This is a genomic window from Vibrio sp. 1F279 (assembly GCF_041439815.1).
Lineage (GTDB): Bacteria > Pseudomonadota > Gammaproteobacteria > Enterobacterales > Vibrionaceae > Vibrio > Vibrio tasmaniensis_A.
The window spans coordinates 1-18,996 of the sequence record NZ_JBGOOU010000006.1 but is presented as its reverse complement, the minus strand read 5'-3'; the positions used below and the strand labels follow the sequence as shown (position 1 = coordinate 18,996).

14 protein-coding genes, 1 rRNA gene and 1 other annotated feature are annotated in these 18,996 nt (G+C 42.4%); of the genes, 6 read left to right on the top strand and 9 right to left on the bottom strand.

The annotated features are described in order from the left end of the window. Positions 1-8: 8 nt before the first annotated feature. From ACED60_RS06460 to ettA, 3 genes are all read right to left on the bottom strand, one after another. On the bottom strand, positions 9-1,019 hold the full coding sequence (locus ACED60_RS06460; protein WP_017103007.1) for a M23 family metallopeptidase: 1,011 nt from the start codon (positions 1,017-1,019) through the stop codon (positions 9-11). Positions 1,020-1,068: 49 nt separating this feature from the next. Next, entirely contained in the window at positions 1,069-1,437 is a 369-nt protein-coding gene (locus ACED60_RS06455; RefSeq protein ID WP_371727170.1) for a PilZ domain-containing protein, read from the bottom strand. Between the two features lie 90 nt (positions 1,438-1,527). Then, positions 1,528-3,195, bottom strand: coding sequence for an energy-dependent translational throttle protein EttA (gene ettA, locus ACED60_RS06450; protein ID WP_009848459.1), 1,668 nt, complete (start codon positions 3,193-3,195; stop codon positions 1,528-1,530). Positions 3,196-3,458: 263 nt separating this feature from the next. On the opposite strand from ettA, the gene ACED60_RS06445 reads away from it, so the two are divergent. Next, entirely contained in the window at positions 3,459-5,408 is a 1,950-nt protein-coding gene (locus tag ACED60_RS06445; RefSeq protein ID WP_371727169.1) for a transglycosylase SLT domain-containing protein, read from the top strand. A gap of 172 nt (positions 5,409-5,580) precedes the next feature. After that, the gene (trpR, locus tag ACED60_RS06440) at positions 5,581-5,877 is read left to right on the top strand and encodes a trp operon repressor (protein ID WP_009848461.1); all 297 of its coding nucleotides are present in this window, start codon (positions 5,581-5,583) and stop codon (positions 5,875-5,877) included. A 117-nt stretch (positions 5,878-5,994) separates the two neighbouring features. Here trpR and yjjX read toward each other — a convergent pair whose 3' ends face one another. The 6 genes from yjjX to ACED60_RS06410 form a co-directional block, all read right to left on the bottom strand. Next, positions 5,995-6,516, bottom strand: coding sequence for an inosine/xanthosine triphosphatase (yjjX, locus tag ACED60_RS06435; RefSeq protein WP_009848462.1), 522 nt, complete (start codon positions 6,514-6,516; stop codon positions 5,995-5,997). Continuing rightward, positions 6,479-8,857 carry an EAL domain-containing protein gene (locus ACED60_RS06430; RefSeq protein WP_371727168.1) on the bottom strand — a complete coding sequence of 793 codons (2,379 nt, stop codon included), beginning with the start codon at positions 8,855-8,857 and terminating at the stop codon, positions 6,479-6,481. The genes yjjX and ACED60_RS06430 overlap by 38 nt, the downstream gene beginning before the upstream one ends. Before the next feature lie 353 nt (positions 8,858-9,210). Further along, positions 9,211-10,386, bottom strand: a complete 1,176-nt coding sequence (pheA, locus tag ACED60_RS06425; protein ID WP_009848464.1) for a prephenate dehydratase — start codon at positions 10,384-10,386, stop codon at positions 9,211-9,213. A gap of 12 nt (positions 10,387-10,398) precedes the next feature. Next, positions 10,399-10,520, bottom strand: a sequence feature (Phe leader region). A 110-nt stretch (positions 10,521-10,630) separates the two neighbouring features. Beyond that, positions 10,631-10,966 (bottom strand): ribosome hibernation-promoting factor, HPF/YfiA family, encoded by a 336-nt coding sequence (gene hpf, locus ACED60_RS06420; protein ID WP_004735034.1) that lies wholly within the window; start codon positions 10,964-10,966, stop codon positions 10,631-10,633. A gap of 424 nt (positions 10,967-11,390) precedes the next feature. Next, positions 11,391-12,815 carry a lytic transglycosylase F gene (locus ACED60_RS06415; RefSeq protein ID WP_309598818.1) on the bottom strand — a complete coding sequence of 475 codons (1,425 nt, stop codon included), beginning with the start codon at positions 12,813-12,815 and terminating at the stop codon, positions 11,391-11,393. A gap of 157 nt (positions 12,816-12,972) precedes the next feature. Then, on the bottom strand, positions 12,973-13,701 hold the full coding sequence (locus ACED60_RS06410; RefSeq protein WP_009848466.1) for an outer membrane protein assembly factor BamD: 729 nt from the start codon (positions 13,699-13,701) through the stop codon (positions 12,973-12,975). Positions 13,702-13,838: 137 nt separating this feature from the next. Between ACED60_RS06410 and rluD the strand changes: the two genes are divergently transcribed. The 4 genes from rluD to ACED60_RS06390 all read left to right on the top strand — a co-directional run. Further along, entirely contained in the window at positions 13,839-14,813 is a 975-nt protein-coding gene (rluD, locus tag ACED60_RS06405; RefSeq protein WP_371727167.1) for a 23S rRNA pseudouridine(1911/1915/1917) synthase RluD, read from the top strand. Positions 14,814-14,821: 8 nt separating this feature from the next. Next, complete coding sequence (pgeF, locus tag ACED60_RS06400) at positions 14,822-15,556, top strand: peptidoglycan editing factor PgeF (RefSeq protein ID WP_032499186.1); 735 nt, start codon at positions 14,822-14,824, stop codon at positions 15,554-15,556. 142 nt (positions 15,557-15,698) lie between these two features. Beyond that, complete coding sequence (gene clpB / locus ACED60_RS06395; protein WP_017098368.1) at positions 15,699-18,272, top strand: ATP-dependent chaperone ClpB; 2,574 nt, start codon at positions 15,699-15,701, stop codon at positions 18,270-18,272. Positions 18,273-18,840: 568 nt separating this feature from the next. Continuing rightward, positions 18,841-18,996: ribosomal RNA gene (locus ACED60_RS06390) — 16S ribosomal RNA — on the top strand; the annotation flags it as partial.

Here is an 18,996-nt window from a genome sequence, read left to right as displayed (position 1 = left end):
ACCAATAACTAGTTAGTCGTGATAGGTTTCTTACTATCTTCACTCGATACGGTGTCTATGGTCGAGCTAATGTAAGGCACGTTAGTCAGGTTGATCTGCAAGCGAACCACATTATCAATCAGTTGAACCAATGGACCCCACTTAACCTTTTTCTCTTTCTCGAACACGTAGTTGAAGTTCTCAGGTGTCCAATCCATCAAGTATTGAGGGTTCAATGAACGACCAAGGAAGCGTACCTCATAGTGCAAGTGTGGCCCGGTTGAGTTACCTGAGTTACCACAGCTCGCAATCACATCGCCTTTACTCACAAATTGACCGCTACGTACTTTGAACTTCTGTAGGTGCGCATAAGAGCTCATGAAGCCGAATGAGTGACGCATAGTTATAAAGTTACCGAAGCCTTTCTTACTTGGGCGCACGGTTTCAATTACGCCATCTGCTGGCGCGACAATATCTTCACCACGCTTACATGTTAGGTCGATACCAGTATGAACGTGGCGTTTACCTGTTATAGGGTTAGAGCGACGACCATAAGAGGATGATATGCGTTGATAAGCCATAGGGCTGTCATTTGGAATTAAACGAAACATTGTGGCTCTGACTGCCGAATCTACTGCCGCTGCATCAATTCGGTCTTCTAAAGAGACGTCATCAGTCAGCGGCTCTTCATCGGTCAGGCCAAGCACTGATTCCACATCAAATACACGCTTACCAAGTAACTGAATAGTGCCTTCTTTCTCGGTTAATGCTTGAGACAGTGAGTGATTGGTTTCTACCTGCTCAGCGTAAAGAAAGTCGGTTTGTTCTTTTTCAACAATCAGTGTTTCAATCAATTGTTGTGCATCATCGGCTTGTAGGGCGAGTTCTTGCTTGCCCTCAAAGTGCATGTATGCAGCTCCGCCAATCAATAGAGGTACTGAAAAAATTGCGGTAGTACATAGTAGTACGGCTTTTCGACCGAAATAAAACGTCTGATCCCCTTGGGTTAAGGGGATTGTAATGGAAACTTTCTTAGACATGGTTCTGTATTAACTAAATGCTTCTAATAGAAAAAGGGGAATGGAGACGTCACTCACTACCTAAATCGGTAAGGTGTTCAATCTCTCTATAAAGCAGTTCATCGTCGCCAACGTTAAGTTCCACAAGGCGCTTAAGGTGGCTGATACTATCAATATCTAAATGCTCTATACGTAAACGCATTGAGGTATTGATGGTCGAGACTATCGTTGCTTCTAACTGAATATTGATATCACTGTTTTCGAGCTTAAAGCTGACTTGAACAGGAGTGTCAGTTCTGAGTTGCTGTAATTTATCACATTGAATGAGTAAACCATGAAGAGATAGGTCTTGCACTGAGCCTGATACATTTACTTGTCCTTGTGAAATCTCAGTCGGAACTTGATAAATAACTCGTGAAAATTTACGTCTTTCAAGCATAGGTAATCTCTCTATATCAATAGGTAAATAGTAAGCCAGATATATCAAAGGCCGCTATTATCGCGGCCTTTGTTCAAAATACAAGCTTATTTACTTTGCAATACGTTTGTATTTGATGCGGTGAGGCTCTGCCGCTTGTGCACCTAGAGTCTTTTTCAGCCACTCTGTATATTCAGTATAGTTACCTTCGTAGAAGTTAACTTGGCCTTCATCGCGGTAGTCTAAGATATGGGTCGCAATACGGTCAAGGAACCAACGGTCATGCGAGATAACCATTGCACAGCCAGGGAACTCAAGTAGTGCTTCTTCAAGAGCTCGTAGTGTCTCAACATCAAGGTCATTGGTTGGTTCATCGAGTAGCAGCACGTTACCGCCCGCTTTTAGCAGTTTCGCTAGGTGAACACGGTTGCGTTCACCACCTGAAAGCTGACCGATGATCTTCTGTTGGTCGTTGCCTTTGAAGTTGAAACGAGAGCAGTATGCACGAGCAGGGATTTCGAAGTTGTTGATCTTAATGATATCAGCGCCTTCAGAGATCTCTTGGAATACTGTTTTTGTGTCGTCCATGCTGTCACGGAACTGATCAACAGAAGCAAGCTTAACCGTTTCGCCAAGTTCAACTGTGCCTGAATCTGGCTGTTCTGCGCCACTTAGCATCTTGAATAGTGTTGATTTACCCGCACCATTGGCACCAACGATACCAACGATAGCGCCTTTAGGCATGCTGAATGATAGGTCATCGATAAGAACGCGATCACCAAATGACTTCGTTAGGTTCTTAACTTCAAGTACCTTGTCACCTAAACGCTCACCTGGTGGGATGAACAATTCGTTGGTTTCGTTACGCTTCTGGTATTGGCCAGTCGTCATTTCTTCAAAACGAGCCATACGAGCTTTAGACTTAGCTTGACGACCTTTAGGGTTTTGACGAACCCATTCAAGTTCTTTCTCAATCGTTTTTTGACGTGCGCTTTCGCCTGCTTTTTCTTGCTTCAAACGCTCATCTTTCTGTTCTAGCCAAGATGTGTAGTTACCTTCCCATGGGATACCTTCACCACGGTCAAGTTCTAGAATCCAACCTGCAGCGTTGTCTAGGAAGTAACGGTCGTGGGTAATCGCCACAACAGTACCGCTGTAATCAACAAGGAAATGCTCAAGCCAAGCAACTGATTCTGCATCCAAGTGGTTGGTTGGTTCATCAAGAAGCAGCATGTCTGGCTTCTCAAGAAGTAGACGACAGATAGCAACACGACGACGTTCACCACCTGATAGGAATTCGATTTTCGCATCCCACTCAGGAAGACGAAGTGCATCTGCAGCTCGCTCTAGAGCTGTTTCTAGGTTATGACCGTCTTTTGCTTGGATCAGTGCTTCAAGTTCACCTTGCTCTTTCGCTAATGCATCGAAATCTGCATCAGGTTCTGCGTAAGCAGCATATACTGCGTCGATGCGCTTAAGTGCGTCAGCAACATCTGAAACCGCTTCTTCTACGATTTCACGAACGGTTTTTGATTCGTCTAGGACAGGTTCTTGAGGTAGGTAACCTACTTTTAGACCTTGTTGTGCACGTGCTTCACCATCAATATCAGTATCAATACCAGCCATGATACGTAGTAGGGTAGATTTACCTGAACCATTTAGACCCAAAACACCGATTTTAGCGCCAGGAAAAAAGCTAAGAGAAATGTCTTTAAGAATTTGACGCTTAGGTGGAACAGTTTTGCTCACCCGAGACATGGTATATACGTATTCAGCCATTGCCGATCGATCCTAATTATTGTTCAAAATTGTTTGCTATTTTATACCAATATCCTCAAAGATGTTACTCCTAGGACAGAAAAGCCATTCTTGAACTAATCCTCACCTATTATTGTCACATTGGTCATTAAAACTATATTTAATAAGCTTTCGAGGCGATGTGTTAAATATTAACAATATTTACACTCAAACTCTTTACATTTGATGTGATGTCGGGCGTAAATAGACTTCACGTATTTATACACGCACTAAGGAAAGAGCGAATGTTTTTCCGCATTGGTAATACGAAAATTGCTGTCGCTGCATCGGCAATTTTGTTTTCATTTTCACAGGCTCCAATGGCTATGGCCAGCAATGCTTCCGAGCTTGAAATGCAGCGTGATGTTTATGACAGAGCGCAAGAGGTTTTAGACAACCGTGATCTAAAAGCTTATTCAGCACTTCGTAACAAAATTCAAACATACCCGTTAACACCTTACACTGACTATCGCGCCTTTTTACTGGGCTTAGGTGATCGAACGCCAAGCGAGGTGGATGCTTTTATTGAAGAGAACACAGCACTGCCGTTTTCCAATCGTATACGAGCGCCTTATTTAGATTTATTGGCGGCTCAAAAACAGTGGAAGACGATCCTTGAGTTTCAAACCCAAGAGCCTGTTGGTGAAAAATATCAATGTATCTATTACCGCGCTAATTATGAACAAGGTAATCAAGATCTCGCCTTTAAAGGTGCGAAACAACTTTGGTTAAGTGGCCGTGGTGTTGATGATAACTGTGATTCACTTTTCGAAAGTTGGGATGAAGCGGGCTTAAGAACGGATCAGCTGATTCTGGACAGAATGCTTTTAGCGTTCGAGAGTCGAAACGGTAAGTTAATGAGCTACTTGGTTAAGCAATTAGATCATGATGAGTCAATTACTCAAGCGAAGCAGATGAAGGCGTTGTACAACAAGCCTGAAGATGTACTCGCGTTTGCTAAGAAGCACCCAGCGAATGAATTCTACCAAGCACAAACCGAATTTGGTTTCGAGAAGCTAGTAAGGAAATCCGCAAGCAGCGCTCAAGAGGTTTTTGATGATGTTGTGAAAGCTCAAAAATTTTCGAAAGAAAAATCCCAAGAGCTCGCGGATTACCTAGCGTTCCGCTTGATCAATACCGACTCTGAAGAGTTGATGGCGTGGCGAGACAAAATGCTCGCGAGTTCATCAAAGCAAGTTTTGCTGGAAAGACGTGCTCGCTTAGCTATTCAACATGCCGATTGGACGGGTTTGAAAGAGTGGATTGCGCGCTTAGATGGTAAACATCAAGCTTCGCTTCGCTGGCAGTATTGGCAGGGTAGAGCTGAGATTGCGCTAGGCGATACTGCTGAAGGTAATAAGCGATTGTCAGACATTTTGGGTCAGCGTAATTTCTATAGTGTGGCTACCGCTAAGCAATTAAATAAGCCTGTTAGCTATCCAACGTCGACCCTTAAATACAGTGCAGAAATGGTGAAACCATTCGACACTTCTTTGGTTCGCATAGGTGAGCTGATTGAGCGAGATAAAATAGCGGCTGCAAAGAGTGAGTGGCGCTGGTTATTAAGTCATGCAGATAAAGAGCAAAAAGCGATGCTTGCTGCTCATGCTGCGACACAGCGATGGAATCACTTTACGGTAACGGCGAGTATTTCTGCGAAGATGTGGGATAACATTGCGTTACGTTTCCCTGTCGCTCATAAGTGGTGGTTTAATTTCTATGCCGAGAAGCACGATCTCGATCCAATTACTTTGATGTCTTTAGCAAGACAAGAGAGTGCGATGGATTCAGAGGCTCGCTCTCCAGTTGGCGCGCGTGGCATCATGCAAATTATGCCAAAGACGGCGCAATACACGGCTAACAAACATAAGATTAAGTACCAGGGCAGCGATGATCTTTATGATGTAGGTAAGAATATTGAGATAGGCAGTCATTATTTAGATGGCCTACTCGCTCAATATGATGATAACCGCATCTTCGCATTTGCCGCGTATAATGCTGGCCCTAGTCGTGTGAAACAGTGGCGATCTCGCAGCGATGAAAAGCTCGATGCATTTGCTTTTATCGAGATGATCCCATTCAAAGAGACTCGTGGTTACGTTCAGAATATCTTGATGTTTGAGACTTACTATCGAGATATCCTGGGTGAGAAAGGGACGTTTTTAGCACCTCACGAGGCAAAAACGAAATACTAAGCTTTCTGTATTTTTCTCCAAGCTGAGTAATATTAAAGGCAGTGAGTGCGAACCATTTCCACTTACTGCCTTTTTACATTGGATCACATCAAGTGTTTCGGTATAAAGTGTTCGACGCTTTCAATCGTTAAGCGACTCTTTAAAGTCAGAATTTAAAAGTAAGTGTAGAGATATGGCATCACAACCTGAATATGAGAATTGGCAACAACTGATGGACTTGGTAAAGACGGCTGTCGAAAAAGATCAGCATGAACTATTGTTGACCATGATGATGACACCAGACGAGCGAGATGCTTTAGTTGCTCGAATTAACATCTTTTGTGAGTTGATGAAAGGTGAGATGTCTCAACGACAGGTTAGCCAAATGCTGGGAGTAGGCGTCGCGACGATAACCAGAGGCTCAAATGAGCTAAAGGCCAAATCTGAACAAGAGAAAGCCGTGATCGCCGACCTTTTGCTCAAACAATAACTGAGTTAAGCAACCTCTGAGTAGTGTGTCTATTAATTCGATAAAAACGCTAACTGAATGTTAGCGTTTTTTAATTCTGGTGATTGTTCTCTGAGGCTTTCGAAGTTTAGCGAAGATCTAGATAGGAAAGTGCTCTGGATTCACAAATGGGATCAGCGCTAAAATTAAAGCCTGATGATAGACAGAGCTGCGTGTTAGTTGGTTATGCGTTAGTAGGCCAATCGCACCGCCTTTTTGTTTGATATTATCGGTGCCAAACACTTCATCCATCACATCCCCTAGCTCGTTCGCATGTTCTAACTTTTCAAGTACTGCAGGTGGCAACATCAAACTTGCTGAACGCGATTCTCCACGTAGGCCATTTGCTTCGATCACCATCCATGCAAAGGTAACGTTTTTTTCTATTCCAGCTTCTAATCCCACATAAAAATCTGCATTAGGCTGAGCTTGGATCGTGTTGTAAACACGATTTACCGCACCTTGATAGGTTTCGTCGTTGCTCATGGGTTGATCGGCGACGCCACTAGGGACACTGATGCCTTTGAAATCAAATTCAGTATCAGGAAAAGCCGATAAGAATGCACTTTTAACGGCGCTAATTTTAGCTGGATTCAGCGATGCGATGATTACAGATTTCATGTGGTTGATTCTTTTTATTATCGATAAAATTGAGTTGATGCTGTCGGTACCATTCCGTCAGCTCTTCTAATGGCATTGGCTTACCAAAATAATAGCCTTGTAGCATATCGCACTGCGCATCTTGTAACCACTGATGCATGCATTGAGTTTCAATTCCTTCGGCTGTGACCTTTTTCCCTTGAGCATGGCATAGCCCGATAATGGGTTTCACTATGTTCTGGTTATCTGTCTCAATCAAGGTGTCCAAAAAGGTTTTATCCAATTTAATCTTCTGAGTTGGATATTGAACCAGTTGAGTGATCGAGGTGTAACCAGAACCAAAGTCGTCGATTGCTAATCTATAGCCCATGTATGATAACTGGTTAAGTAATGGGAACCCCTGAGAGTTTGAGTAAAAGGTTTCTGTGATTTCAAAATCGATCAAATTGGGCGGAATCTGATTGATTTTCGCATGCTCTTTGATGAAATCAGCAAGGTGAGTGGTTTTAATCCCGGCTGAAGATAAGTTAATCGATAGCTGAATAGAGTGATCGAATTGAGCTTGAAGTTGATGGAATGAAGCAAATGCATTCTGGATAACCCAGCGATCAATTATTTCAAATAATCCGGTTTGTTCGGCGATAGGAATGAATTCATCGGGTGGCACTAAACCAAGGTGTTTTGAGTGCCAACGTAATAGCACTTCTACACCAATAATATAACTTCCTGTTGAGTCCATATAAGGCATGTAAACGAGCTTAAACTCTTCATCAAAATTATTTTCTCTGAGGGCGCTCTCAATACTGGCTTGACGCTGAATGGTTTTATCTAAGTCTAACGAGTAATCTGCGAATTGGTTTTTACCTGCACGTTTGGCTTGATACATCGCGGTATCAGCATTCGAAAGAAGCTTCTCGATTGTATCGCCATCATTAGGGTGGGTCGCAATACCAATACTGACCGTAATCGGGAAATTACCTGACTCGGTGACAAACCCCTTTTGTAGTGGGGTGAGTAAATCATTCGAAAATCGATGTGCGATATTTTCTTGGTGATTTGGAGCATTAATGTATACAACGAACTCGTCCCCAGAAAGTCGGGCTGGCAGACAGTGGGCATTTAATTCTGTTTTGTAGTGGTTACAAATATTGGAGATACGCTGAGCAAAACTGACGAGAATCGAGTCGCCGATCTGATGCCCGTATTTGTCGTTCACAAATTTGAAGTTATCTAAATCAAAGTAGAGAACCCAGGTTTCGGTGTTCGAATTAGGTTTTGACAACGACTGCTGCACGAAGGTTTGAAACTGGTGCCTATTGGCTATTTGGGTCAACTGATCATTTTCTGCCAACAACTTAGTCTGTTGGTACGTGTCATCCAACTCTTGGTACATATCATAAAAGCGTTGGGATAAGCGCCCCAACTCATCATTTGTTCCTAGGCGCTCAATGTTTTTTCTCTGTTTTTTCTCAACCTCTTGAAGCTGCCTATCTAAACGGGTGATCGGGTTTATCACCCAGCGAGATAGCAGGATCAGCAGTAAGGTAACACTGACAAATGCAGATAGGGCAAAGGATAGGCTCAGTTCATTCCAGATAGATTTGAGTTTGTTGTCTAATAAGAATGGTGCAGGATCGAGCGTGGCGTAGAGGCCAGGTGCTAGCTTTATAGATTGTGTTAACTCACGCCCCTGTGTCACTAACGTAGGGGTAAAAAACAAACTAGTTTGATAGTCGAACTCTATCTGTTTTCGTAGTGAATTAAACTTATCAAGAGAGACAGATACAACCACAAAAAACACATTGTTGGGTGGATCGTTTATTGGTGTCGAAACTGTTTTTTTATCAATAACATCATAATGAACTAATACCCCTTCACCTTGGGAATTCTGTATGTAGTCCGTACTCGAAGTTGCTAACGTTTTTTGATATTGATGCTCAATGAACTCTAATATCTTGGGATCCATTTTTGCGAAAGGATCATTGGTATTGTCAGCGTAATATTTAAGAGCTCGATCGCTATCAAGCAACGCGACCCTTGTAAAACTGTCGTTACCATCTTGCAGTAACTTAATCGTTTCGTTTAGGTTATCAGTCAGTTCACGTTGGTGGTCGACATTTTCATCAACCATAAAATAACGCTTAACCAGGTCACTATTGGTGAGGGTGTAGGAGTAATTGTTGAGGAAAGAACGAGACTGTTGAAAATAGCCTGCTAATTTTTCCATGCTTAATTGCAGTGCATTGTCTTCACGTTTGATAAAGCTGTTTTTTTGCGTGGAATAGATGATATAGCTAGAAGCCGCTGTACTGAACAGTATTACGGGGGCAATCACAAGTAATATTTTAGTACTTAGCTTCATGGTTATTCACAACATGGTTTATAAATTTTAGCGCGCAAGTTTATGTTATTTCGAGAGTTCTTGCCATCGATTATATTGTGTTTGAAGAGTTTTGTTTGGGTTTTAAGTTTTTGTATTTAATGATTAAATTATCAGTAATGAGTGTTTAAGTACGGTGGGGGTGATTGAAGTGGATAGGAGTGAGAATCAGTAACACAACCAATTCCTTTTTAAGTATACAGACTTTGCGTATTCCTTAGTTCGAGTTTTATTCCATTAGTTACTTTCTTTTAGCATTTGGCCTGCAGTAGGCCAAATGCTTGTATTAGTGAAAAGCTTATAGCAGTTAAAATGGGGGAACAGATAATAAAAAGTTAAGACAACTTAACTTGAGTAGCCTTAATGTTCTCACTTGGGTAACAACCTAACACTTTTAGGTGACGAGTTATGGCTGTTAGTTCCGTTATCGCTTGCTGCATATTATCTGAATCTAAGTGTGCTTCTAAATCCACATAGAACATCTCTTCCCAAGGGTTACCCATGATAGGACGAGATTCCAGCTTGGTCATGTTAATACCTAAGCGTTGCAGAATCAGCAGTGTTTCAACCAAAGAACCGGCTTCTTGAGAAGTCGACATGATGAGTGTCGTCTTAGCTGGGATCTGAGTCGATACTTCAACAGGCTTACGAGCGACCACGATGAAACGAGTGTGGTTCTCAGTTTGATTTGCAATGTTGCCTTGGATTGGTTGAAGTCCATAAAGCTTGCCGCTCGATGCATTACCAATCGCTGCCACATCATCACCGTCTAGATCTTTTACCTTTTTCATAGCATCAGCTGTGCTTGCACAAGATTCAAGGCTGACATCTTTAAGGCGGCTTAAAAACTCACTGCATTGTTGATGAGGTTGTGGGTGCGAATAGAGCGTTTTAATGTCTTCTAAACGAATATCATTTTTCGCGACAAGGCAGTGTTCAATCGGTTGAGAAAGTTCACCAACGATGTAAAGCGTTGTGTGTTGTAGCAGATCGTAGACTTCGTTAATTGACCCTGAACTGGTATTTTCAATCGGCAGTACACCGTAGTCGGCATGGCCCGATTCTACAGTCGATGCGACTTCTTTGAAGTGATTACAGTTCAGCTCAATCAATTCCATATTCTTGCGGCTGAAGTATTCACGGCTCGCAAGGTGAGAATACGATCCCTTAGAACCTAAGAATGCAACGCGAGCTAGTGGTTTACGGCTTTGTGGATTCGCAAGGTTTTGCAGGTATGACTGTTGCAGCAGAACCGAATCTTCAATGATGGTATGAAACAACTTAGTAATGTACTGCGCATCAAGCTCGTATTTATCTTTACCGTTGTTGATCAATTTGACTAGTAGTTGTTGCTCTCGTACTGCATCACGAACGGGTTTTGACGTTTCTACCTTGCTTTTAGCGACTTCGATACTCAGCTTACGACGCTCTGAAAGTAATTTTAGGAGTTCGTCGTCTAAATCATTGAGACGAAGGCGGATATCATCTAGTGAAATTGTTCGGTCAGTCATAAATGTGTCCTTATAAAAAAGCCCCCCTAGTGTGGGAGGCTTCTTGTTCGTTTTTGACTTGTTTTTCTAAAACGACTTAGCCTCCGATTTACGGAAGAAAAAAGAAGTCAAAAATAAACAAAGAGTGAGAGTGCATAAAAAGTGATTGTTTTATGAATGTTTAAACACAATAAGCAAGCGAGCTACGAGCGTCAAGCAAAAAAATAGCGCCCTGAGGCGCTATTTTTTAATCTGTCATATTTCCTTATTCTACTTCAGCTTCTAGCTCTTCGATTTCAGGCTTTTCAGCGCGGCGCGCTTCTGGTTTATGGCGCAGCTTGTTGAGTTGACGCTCTAGTTTTTGTTCTACTTCGTTAATAGCTACGTAGAGGTCGTCATGAATTGATGAAGCAACAAGTTGGCCTTTTGGTACCGTTAGAACGGCTTCAAATTTTTTCTTTTTATTTGGTTCTTCGCTAAAGCTCGCTTGGCAGCCAATGATGTCTACTTGCCATTTATCCAGCTTCTTAAATTTGCTTTCTATGTGATCACGGATTGCAGAGGTAATGTCGATATTTTTACCAGTGATGTTCATTTTCATAGAAGTTTTCCTCTGTTGTATCCCTCATGGGTTAACTTCAGATTACGACTTTTAGGAATAAAGAATGTGATTTAGATCTTGTTTTGGTTGGGTGGGATAAGCATTAAAATCAAATGTGATCTCACGCAAGTCTTGATATCTTTTTGTCGAAAAATACTTGTTATCCCTATGAAAAACGATAAGTTGGAGGCAAGGCTTCGCTAAAAATTAAACCAGTTTTTAGGGGCGGACTACAGCCTATAGAAAGTGCTTGATTGAAATTTACTCAATAGTGTTTTGTGATATAGGTATCATGATGTAGCTCTCTGCGTAAGCTTCTTCAGAATTAGATAAACAAAAGCCGCATAAGTTTTCTTATGCGGCTTTTATGTTTTTAACCTTATCTAACACCTTTGTTCCTCAAGCTCTGATGTTAAGGGCGAAGTTAATCGTTAGTGTTCAGTAATCTCGCTGTACCGTCCTCTCGGATGGCATTGATTGCTTGCAATTGTTTGTAAATGACGAAGTAACGATTGATGTTGGCGACATAGGTTACGGGTTCTTTACTCACGTACTTACGAGTGATGATTTCCACGTTTTTAAACCAGATATTTGGGTTATAACCCTTTTTTTTAGCAATGTTCCGCATCTTTCTTATCTTAGCGGGGCCGGCATTGTAAGAAGCTAAAGTGAAGTAGATTTGATTGTCAGGCGATATCGCTGGATCGTCAAAATATCGGTCTTTGATAAAGCGCATATATTTCACACCAGCATGGATGTTGTTATCCACCTTATGTATGTTTTTTATATTGACGTTTTTGTCTTTGGCGGTACTTGGCAACACCTGCATTACACCGATGGCGCCTCGGTGAGAAACCCTGCTTTGATCAAGTCCAGACTCTTGGAAACCTTGAGCTGACATCATCAAAGGGTCGAATTCGTATTCATTCGAATATTTTTCAAAGACATCTGCCAGTTTTGCCACTCGGTCTACTTTATTTGGGTTGAGTGCTCGTCCTAACCAACGAGTGTTGTCGATGTATTTATTATAGATAACGTTCCCAAGTAGAGTTCCTGTTCGTGCGGTCTTTACGTATTTGTTGATCTCTTTCTTTAGCTGAGGGCTGTCTTTTCTCAGTGCCCAAGCAATTTGACCATTTTCACGCAGCGGCAACTCAGTGTGTACCTGAATGTTTTCCATAACATCGAGCCAGAGCTTAGCTTTGTGGCTATCTAGAACTGTACCTTGTATATAACCCTGATTAACCAGTTCTATCAGCTCGTAGTCTTGCAATGATTCTTCGATAAAGTGGACATGCAGTGGTGGTAAACCTAGTGCGTTAAGCTCTTTGTTGACTCTTTGAACACTCTCGAAGTAACTTGAGCTAGCTCGGATCCAGACCTCTTGACCACTCAATTGCTTGATTTCGGTGATAGGGGCAGAATTTTTTCCGGTGATAATCAGTTCTTTCCCATCTTTGATCATTGGATCGGAAAAATCGATGACACTTAACCGCTTGTCGGTGATCGTTAGGTTGGCGACAGCGACATCACCGTAACCAGATTCTAACGAGGGGAGTAGATCATCTCGTTGCACGGGGATGATTTGAACGTTGAGATAGGGGTGCTTCTTACGAAGACTTTTCTCAAAGTGGTAGAGCATTTCTGCCACAATACCTTTTGGCTTGCCATCTTCTATGTAGTAAAAGCCCAGATCAGCCGAAACCAATACTCTCACTGTTCCTTTTGTTTTGAGTACATCTAAGTCTCCCATGTAAGGTTGATTGCTCAATGGGGACAGTTCTAATGCGTTGGAAAGTTGGCTAAATAACCCGATCCAGATAAATAATAACATCCTGCTCACATCCACACTCCATGTTGATGTTTTGTTAAAAGTTATCTATTGAAGATACTGCTTATGTTGCCATTCATCAAGTTTACCAGACGAAGTTCAAAAAAAATCGCGCTAACAAATTAGCGCGATTTTGAAGTGATTGTTTTAGTTAACGACGAGTGTGATTCGCTGACTAAGGCAGTGGATTGAGCTCGATTAACTTTTCTGTTCGTAACACTGCGTCTTCTAAGCCTAGTTGTTCATAAGCTTCTAATTGAATGTCTAAAGACTTACGTGCAGCAATGGTGTCAGGGTAAGTCTTCTGTAACTCTTGTGTTCTGTTTATAGCTGCAATCCAAGCTTCACGACGCAGGTAGAAATCAGCGGTTGCTAAGTCATACTCCGCTAGGCGGTTTTTCAGTGCGAACATGCGTTTTTGTGCATCTTCAGCGTATGGGCTTGCAGGGAAACGTTCTAACAGTCGTTTGAAATCAGCAAATGCAAGTTTCACTGGCTCTGGATCTCGGTCGCTACGATCGATATTAAAAATATCATGCATGAAGTTTCGGTCTTGTGCCATATGCGTTAAACCGCGCATGTAAAGAACCCAATCTTGTTTCTCATGAGTTGGGTTTAAACGTAGGAATCGCGAAATAGTCGCAAGGCCAAGCGCCAAGTCATCATTTTTGTAGTAAGCGTAAATCAGATCCAGTTGTACTTGTTCAGAATAGGCGCCGAATGGGTAACGTGAGTCTAAGGCTTCTAGCTTTTCGATTGCAGAAAGCCAGCTACCACTCTGCAGTGATTCTTGCGCGTCAGAGTAAAGAACCGATGGCGGTACATCCGGTACTATTTCTTCACTACTTGAACAACCAACTAAGAGTGATACGGCTAATAGACCCGTTAAAGTAAGGTGTTTCATGTCAGGCGTCGATTCCTTGAATTAAATATTTCGTAAGCTTCCGTTACTTTCTAACCAGTAACAGATACAATGATGCAATTATTCTATTTTATCCATACTAATGGGTATTAGTCTCACGGTTTTTAAAAAAGTTCGATATGGCTCAGCAGATAACATTAACAGACACAGTAAAAAGCAGCCAGTTAGGTCAACGTTTAGACCAAGCTGTCGCTGAACTATTTACCGATTTTTCTCGCTCTCGTATTAAAGAGTGGCTTCTTGACGGCAAAATCCAAGTGGATGGCGAAGTTATCACTAAACCGCGCACCATAGTTTTGGGCGGTGAAGCGATCATCTTACAAGCAGAGCTTGCGGATGAAGAGCGCTGGGAAGCACAAGATATTCCGTTAGACATTGTCTATGAAGATGATGATTTATTGGTTATCAATAAACCTCGCGATCTGGTTGTACACCCAGGTGCAGGTACGCCGGATGGAACCATACTAAACGCATTGCTTTTCCATTACCCTCAGATTGCTGAAGTACCTCGTGCGGGTATTGTGCACCGTCTTGATAAAGACACAACTGGTCTTATGGTGGTGGCTAAAACGGTTCCTGCTCAAACTCGCCTTGTACGAGCTCTTGCTAAACGTCGTATTACTCGTGAATATGAAGCAATTGCTATTGGTAAAATGACAGCGGGTGGTGTGGTTGAGAAAGGCATTAGCCGTCATGCAACTAAGCGTACGTTAATGGACGTTAATGAACTGGGTAAGCCTGCGGTAACTCACTACCGTGTTGCTGAGCACTTCCGCGAACATACTCGTATTCGTCTGCGCCTAGAAACGGGTCGCACTCACCAAATTCGTGTTCACATGTCATACCTTCAGCACCCGTTGTTAGGTGATATTGCGTACGGTGGTCGTGCTCGTATTCCTAAAGGTGCATCTGAAGAACTAACGACAATGATTCGTTCTTTTGATCGCCAAGCGTTACACGCGGTTATGCTGAAGTTTGTTCACCCGATTACTGGTAAAGAGGTAGAGTTCCACGCACCTGTGCCAAATGACATGGTTGTAATGGCTGAAGCGTTGCGTGTTGATGCTCGCGAAAACATAGAAGATGACATTTAATCGTGTCAATGATCATCCCTGACTGGAATGCACCAAAAAACGTGAAAGCATTTGCTTCGACTCGTTTTGATGGTTGTTCTACAGGTGCTTATCAAGGGTTAAACCTTGGTATGCATGTTGGGGATGATGCTTTACTTGTTGAAAGTAATCGAACATGGCTAAAGCAACAATCTAAGATGCCCACGGCTCCAGTATGGCTAAATCAAACTCACTCAACGGATGTCGTTACGGTTTTAGAACCTGTGGCGAATGTGCTTGATGCGGATGGTGCATTTACCACTGCAAAGGGGGTTGTGTGTTCTGCGATGACAGCCGATTGCTTACCGGTCATCCTTAGCGATACCAAAGGCACTCAAGTTGCTGCCGTTCATGCGGGTTGGCGTGGTCTTGCTGGTGGCATTCTTGAAAATGCCGTCGCAAAGTTTTCAAACCTAGATTCAGATAATCAGATCATTGCTTGGCTTGGTCCTGCTATTGGTAAAGATGCGTTTGAGGTTGGCAACGATGTGTTGGACGCTTTTGCTCGTTTTGACCCTCAAGCGAAATTAGCATTTAAAGCTAAATCTGAACCCGGCAAGTGGTTAGCAAATATGTCTCAACTTGCGACTCAACGATTAATGAAAGTTGGCGTGACTTCGGTGACAGATTCGAATCTATGTACATACGCAGATTCAGATGCTTTCTATTCTTATCGTCGTGATGGTATTACTGGGCGTCAGGCAACATTTATTTGGTTAGAGTAATCTCTGACTAGCATAACCACTCATCCAGTTCATTTATATTTTCATATCAGCTCTATTCTTCATCCTTATCCCTTGAAAATCTGCGTTACCGTATCCATCTTCTAACCATAAGATAAACATATCTAAGAGTAGGAAGGTTGGCATGCGTCTCGATCGATTCACTAGTAAATTCCAAATTGCGATATCTGATGCTCAGTCGCTCGCATTAGGTCGTGATCACCAATATATAGAACCTGTACACCTAATGGTGTCTTTGCTTAATCAAGATGGCAGTGCGATTCGTCCATTGCTCACTATGCTGAATATTGACGTTGTTCAATTGCGTTCTAAATTGAGCGAAATATTAGACCGAGTGCCGAAAGTAAGCGGTATCGGTGGTGATGTTCAGCTCTCTAACGCAATGGGAACGCTATTCAACCTATGTGACAAGGTCGCGCAAAAGCGTCAAGACAGTTACATATCTTCAGAAGTATTCCTACTCGCTGCAATAGAAGACAAAGGACCTCTAGGTAACTTACTTAAAGAGTTAGGCCTTACTGAGCAAAAACTATCTCAAGCTATCGAGCAAGTTCGTGGTGGTCAAAAGGTTGATGACCCGAATGCGGAAGATAGACGCCAAGCTTTAGAGAAGTTCACCATTGATCTGACCGAGCGAGCAGAGCAAGGCAAGCTAGATCCTGTGATTGGTCGTGATGATGAAATTCGTCGCACGATTCAAGTCCTTCAACGTCGTACTAAGAACAACCCTGTCATTATCGGTCAACCCGGTGTAGGTAAAACTGCGATTGTCGAAGGTTTGGCTCAGCGTATTATCAATAATGAAGTGCCTGAAGGCTTAAGAGGCCGACGAGTGCTTTCATTAGACATGGGCTCATTAGTTGCGGGTGCTAAATATCGTGGTGAATTCGAAGAGCGTCTAAAATCAGTGCTTAATGAATTATCGAAAGAAGAAGGCAATGTCATTCTCTTTATCGATGAAATTCATACGATGGTCGGCGCAGGTAAAGGCGAAGGCTCTATGGATGCGGGTAATATGCTGAAACCAGCATTAGCTCGTGGTGAACTGCATTGTGTCGGCGCAACAACGCTCGATGAATACCGACAATATATAGAGAAAGACCCGGCTTTGGAGCGTCGATTCCAAAAAGTGATCGTGGATGAACCCACCGTTGAAGACACGGTAGCGATTCTTCGTGGTTTGAAAGAGCGCTATGAACTCCACCATCATGTAGAAATTACCGATCCTGCTATCGTAGCGGCGGCAACGCTATCTCACCGATATGTTTCAGATCGTCAGTTACCAGATAAGGCGATTGATCTCATTGATGAAGCGGCTTCGAGTATTCGAATGCAGATAGATTCAAAGCCCGAGTCATTGGATAAGTTAGAGCGCAAAATCATTCAATTGAAGATCGAACAGCAAGCTCTGACGAATGAAAATGATGAGGCCAGTGAAAAGAGGCTTCGTACGTTACAAAGCGAACTTTCTGAGAAAGAACGCGATTTCGCAGAGCTTGAAGAAGTTTGGAACGCTGAAAAAGCGGCGCTGTCTGGTACGCAACATATTAAATCAGAGCTAGAACAAGCTCGAATGGATATGGATTTTGCACGACGCGCTGGTGACCTTAACCGTATGTCTGAATTGCAATATGGTCGAATCCCAGAATTGGAGAAGCAGTTAGATCTCGCGACTCAAGCTGAAATGCAAGAAATGACCTTATTACGTAATAAGGTGACCGACGCTGAGATCGCCGATGTCCTTTCAAAGCAAACCGGTATTCCTGTTTCTAAAATGCTAGAAGCAGAAAAGGAGAAGCTTCTGAAAATGGAAGGTGTTCTGCATAAGCGGGTTATCGGTCAAGCGGAAGCGGTCGAAGTGGTATCGAATGCGATTCGTCGTAGCCGTGCTGGTTTGTCTGATCCGAATAAGCCGATTGGTTCGTTCTTGTTCTTAGGGCCAACAGGTGTAGGTAAAACGGAACTGTGTAAAACATTAGCTAACTTTATGTTCGATAGTGAAGATGCCATGGTTCGTATCGATATGTCTGAGTTTATGGAAAAACACTCTGTTGCTCGTTTAGTTGGTGCTCCCCCTGGTTATGTGGGTTATGAAGAAGGTGGGTACTTAACCGAAGCTGTTCGTCGAAAACCTTATTCTGTCATTCTGCTTGATGAGGTAGAGAAAGCTCACCCAGATGTTTTCAATATTCTATTGCAAGTTTTAGATGATGGGCGATTAACTGACGGACAAGGTCGTACGGTTGATTTTAGAAATACCGTGGTAATCATGACATCGAACTTAGGTTCAACTCGTATTCAAGAGAACTTTAATACATTGGATTACCAAGGGATTAAAAATGAGGTTATGGAAGTGGTGGGTAAACATTTCCGACCTGAGTTTTTGAATCGAGTTGATGAAAGTGTCGTGTTTCATCCATTAGGCCAAGAGCACATCGAGTCAATTGCCGCTATTCAGCTTGATCATTTGAAAAAGCGAATGGAAGACAATGGTTATGAACTCGAAGTTTCAGAAAAAGCGCTCAAGCTAATCTCTCAAGTTGGTTTTGACCCTGTATATGGTGCAAGGCCTCTTAAAAGAGCAATTCAACAAACTGTTGAGAACCCGTTAGCGAAAGCGATACTTGCAGGGAAAATCAATCCGGATAAGAAAGTGCAGCTATTAGTGAATAACGACCGAATTATTGCTCACCAATAATAAAGGTAAGAACGATAGGTACGATTAGTCGAAATTAAGACGTAATCGTACCTATTTTGAACGCTTTGTGTGAATAGTGTCCGAACGATCGCCTGTGGCGATTTTTTTCCGTTTTTGGTCTTGTGCAAAGGGGGATTCTCTCTATAATGCGCCTCCGTTGCCAGGGATAACCAAGCGGTTTGAACTAAGTAACGAGACGACGTTAAGCATTTAAGATGCTTTGAAAAATTAGCTGGAAAAAGTGTTTGACACTGGAACCCAATTCGCTAGAATGGCCGTCCACTTAGAGAGGCTCTTTACTAAAAGGAACGCTCAATAAGTAAAGCTCTTTAACAATTTAAACCTATCAATCTGTGTGGGCACTCGTTGATGAATATCAAAACGTTTTATCGTTAGATAAAACAGATTCTTCCGAATCAAAATTGATTTCAATGAACTGAGTGACCAATACAAAATTAAGTTTACTTAATTTTGGCACAGTCAATTCATTACCATTCTGTTGGAATGGTAATAGCTTTAAAATTACATAGTAGTTTTGAAGTCAGTATTCGTTGAGTCACAAAATCTTAAATTGAAGAGTTTGATCATGGCTCAGATTGAACGCTGGCGGCAGGCCTAACACATGCAAGTCGAGCGGAAACGACACTAACAATCCTTCGGGTGCGTTAATGGGCGTCGAGCGGCGGACGGGTGAGTAATGCCTAGGAAATTGCCTTGATGTGGG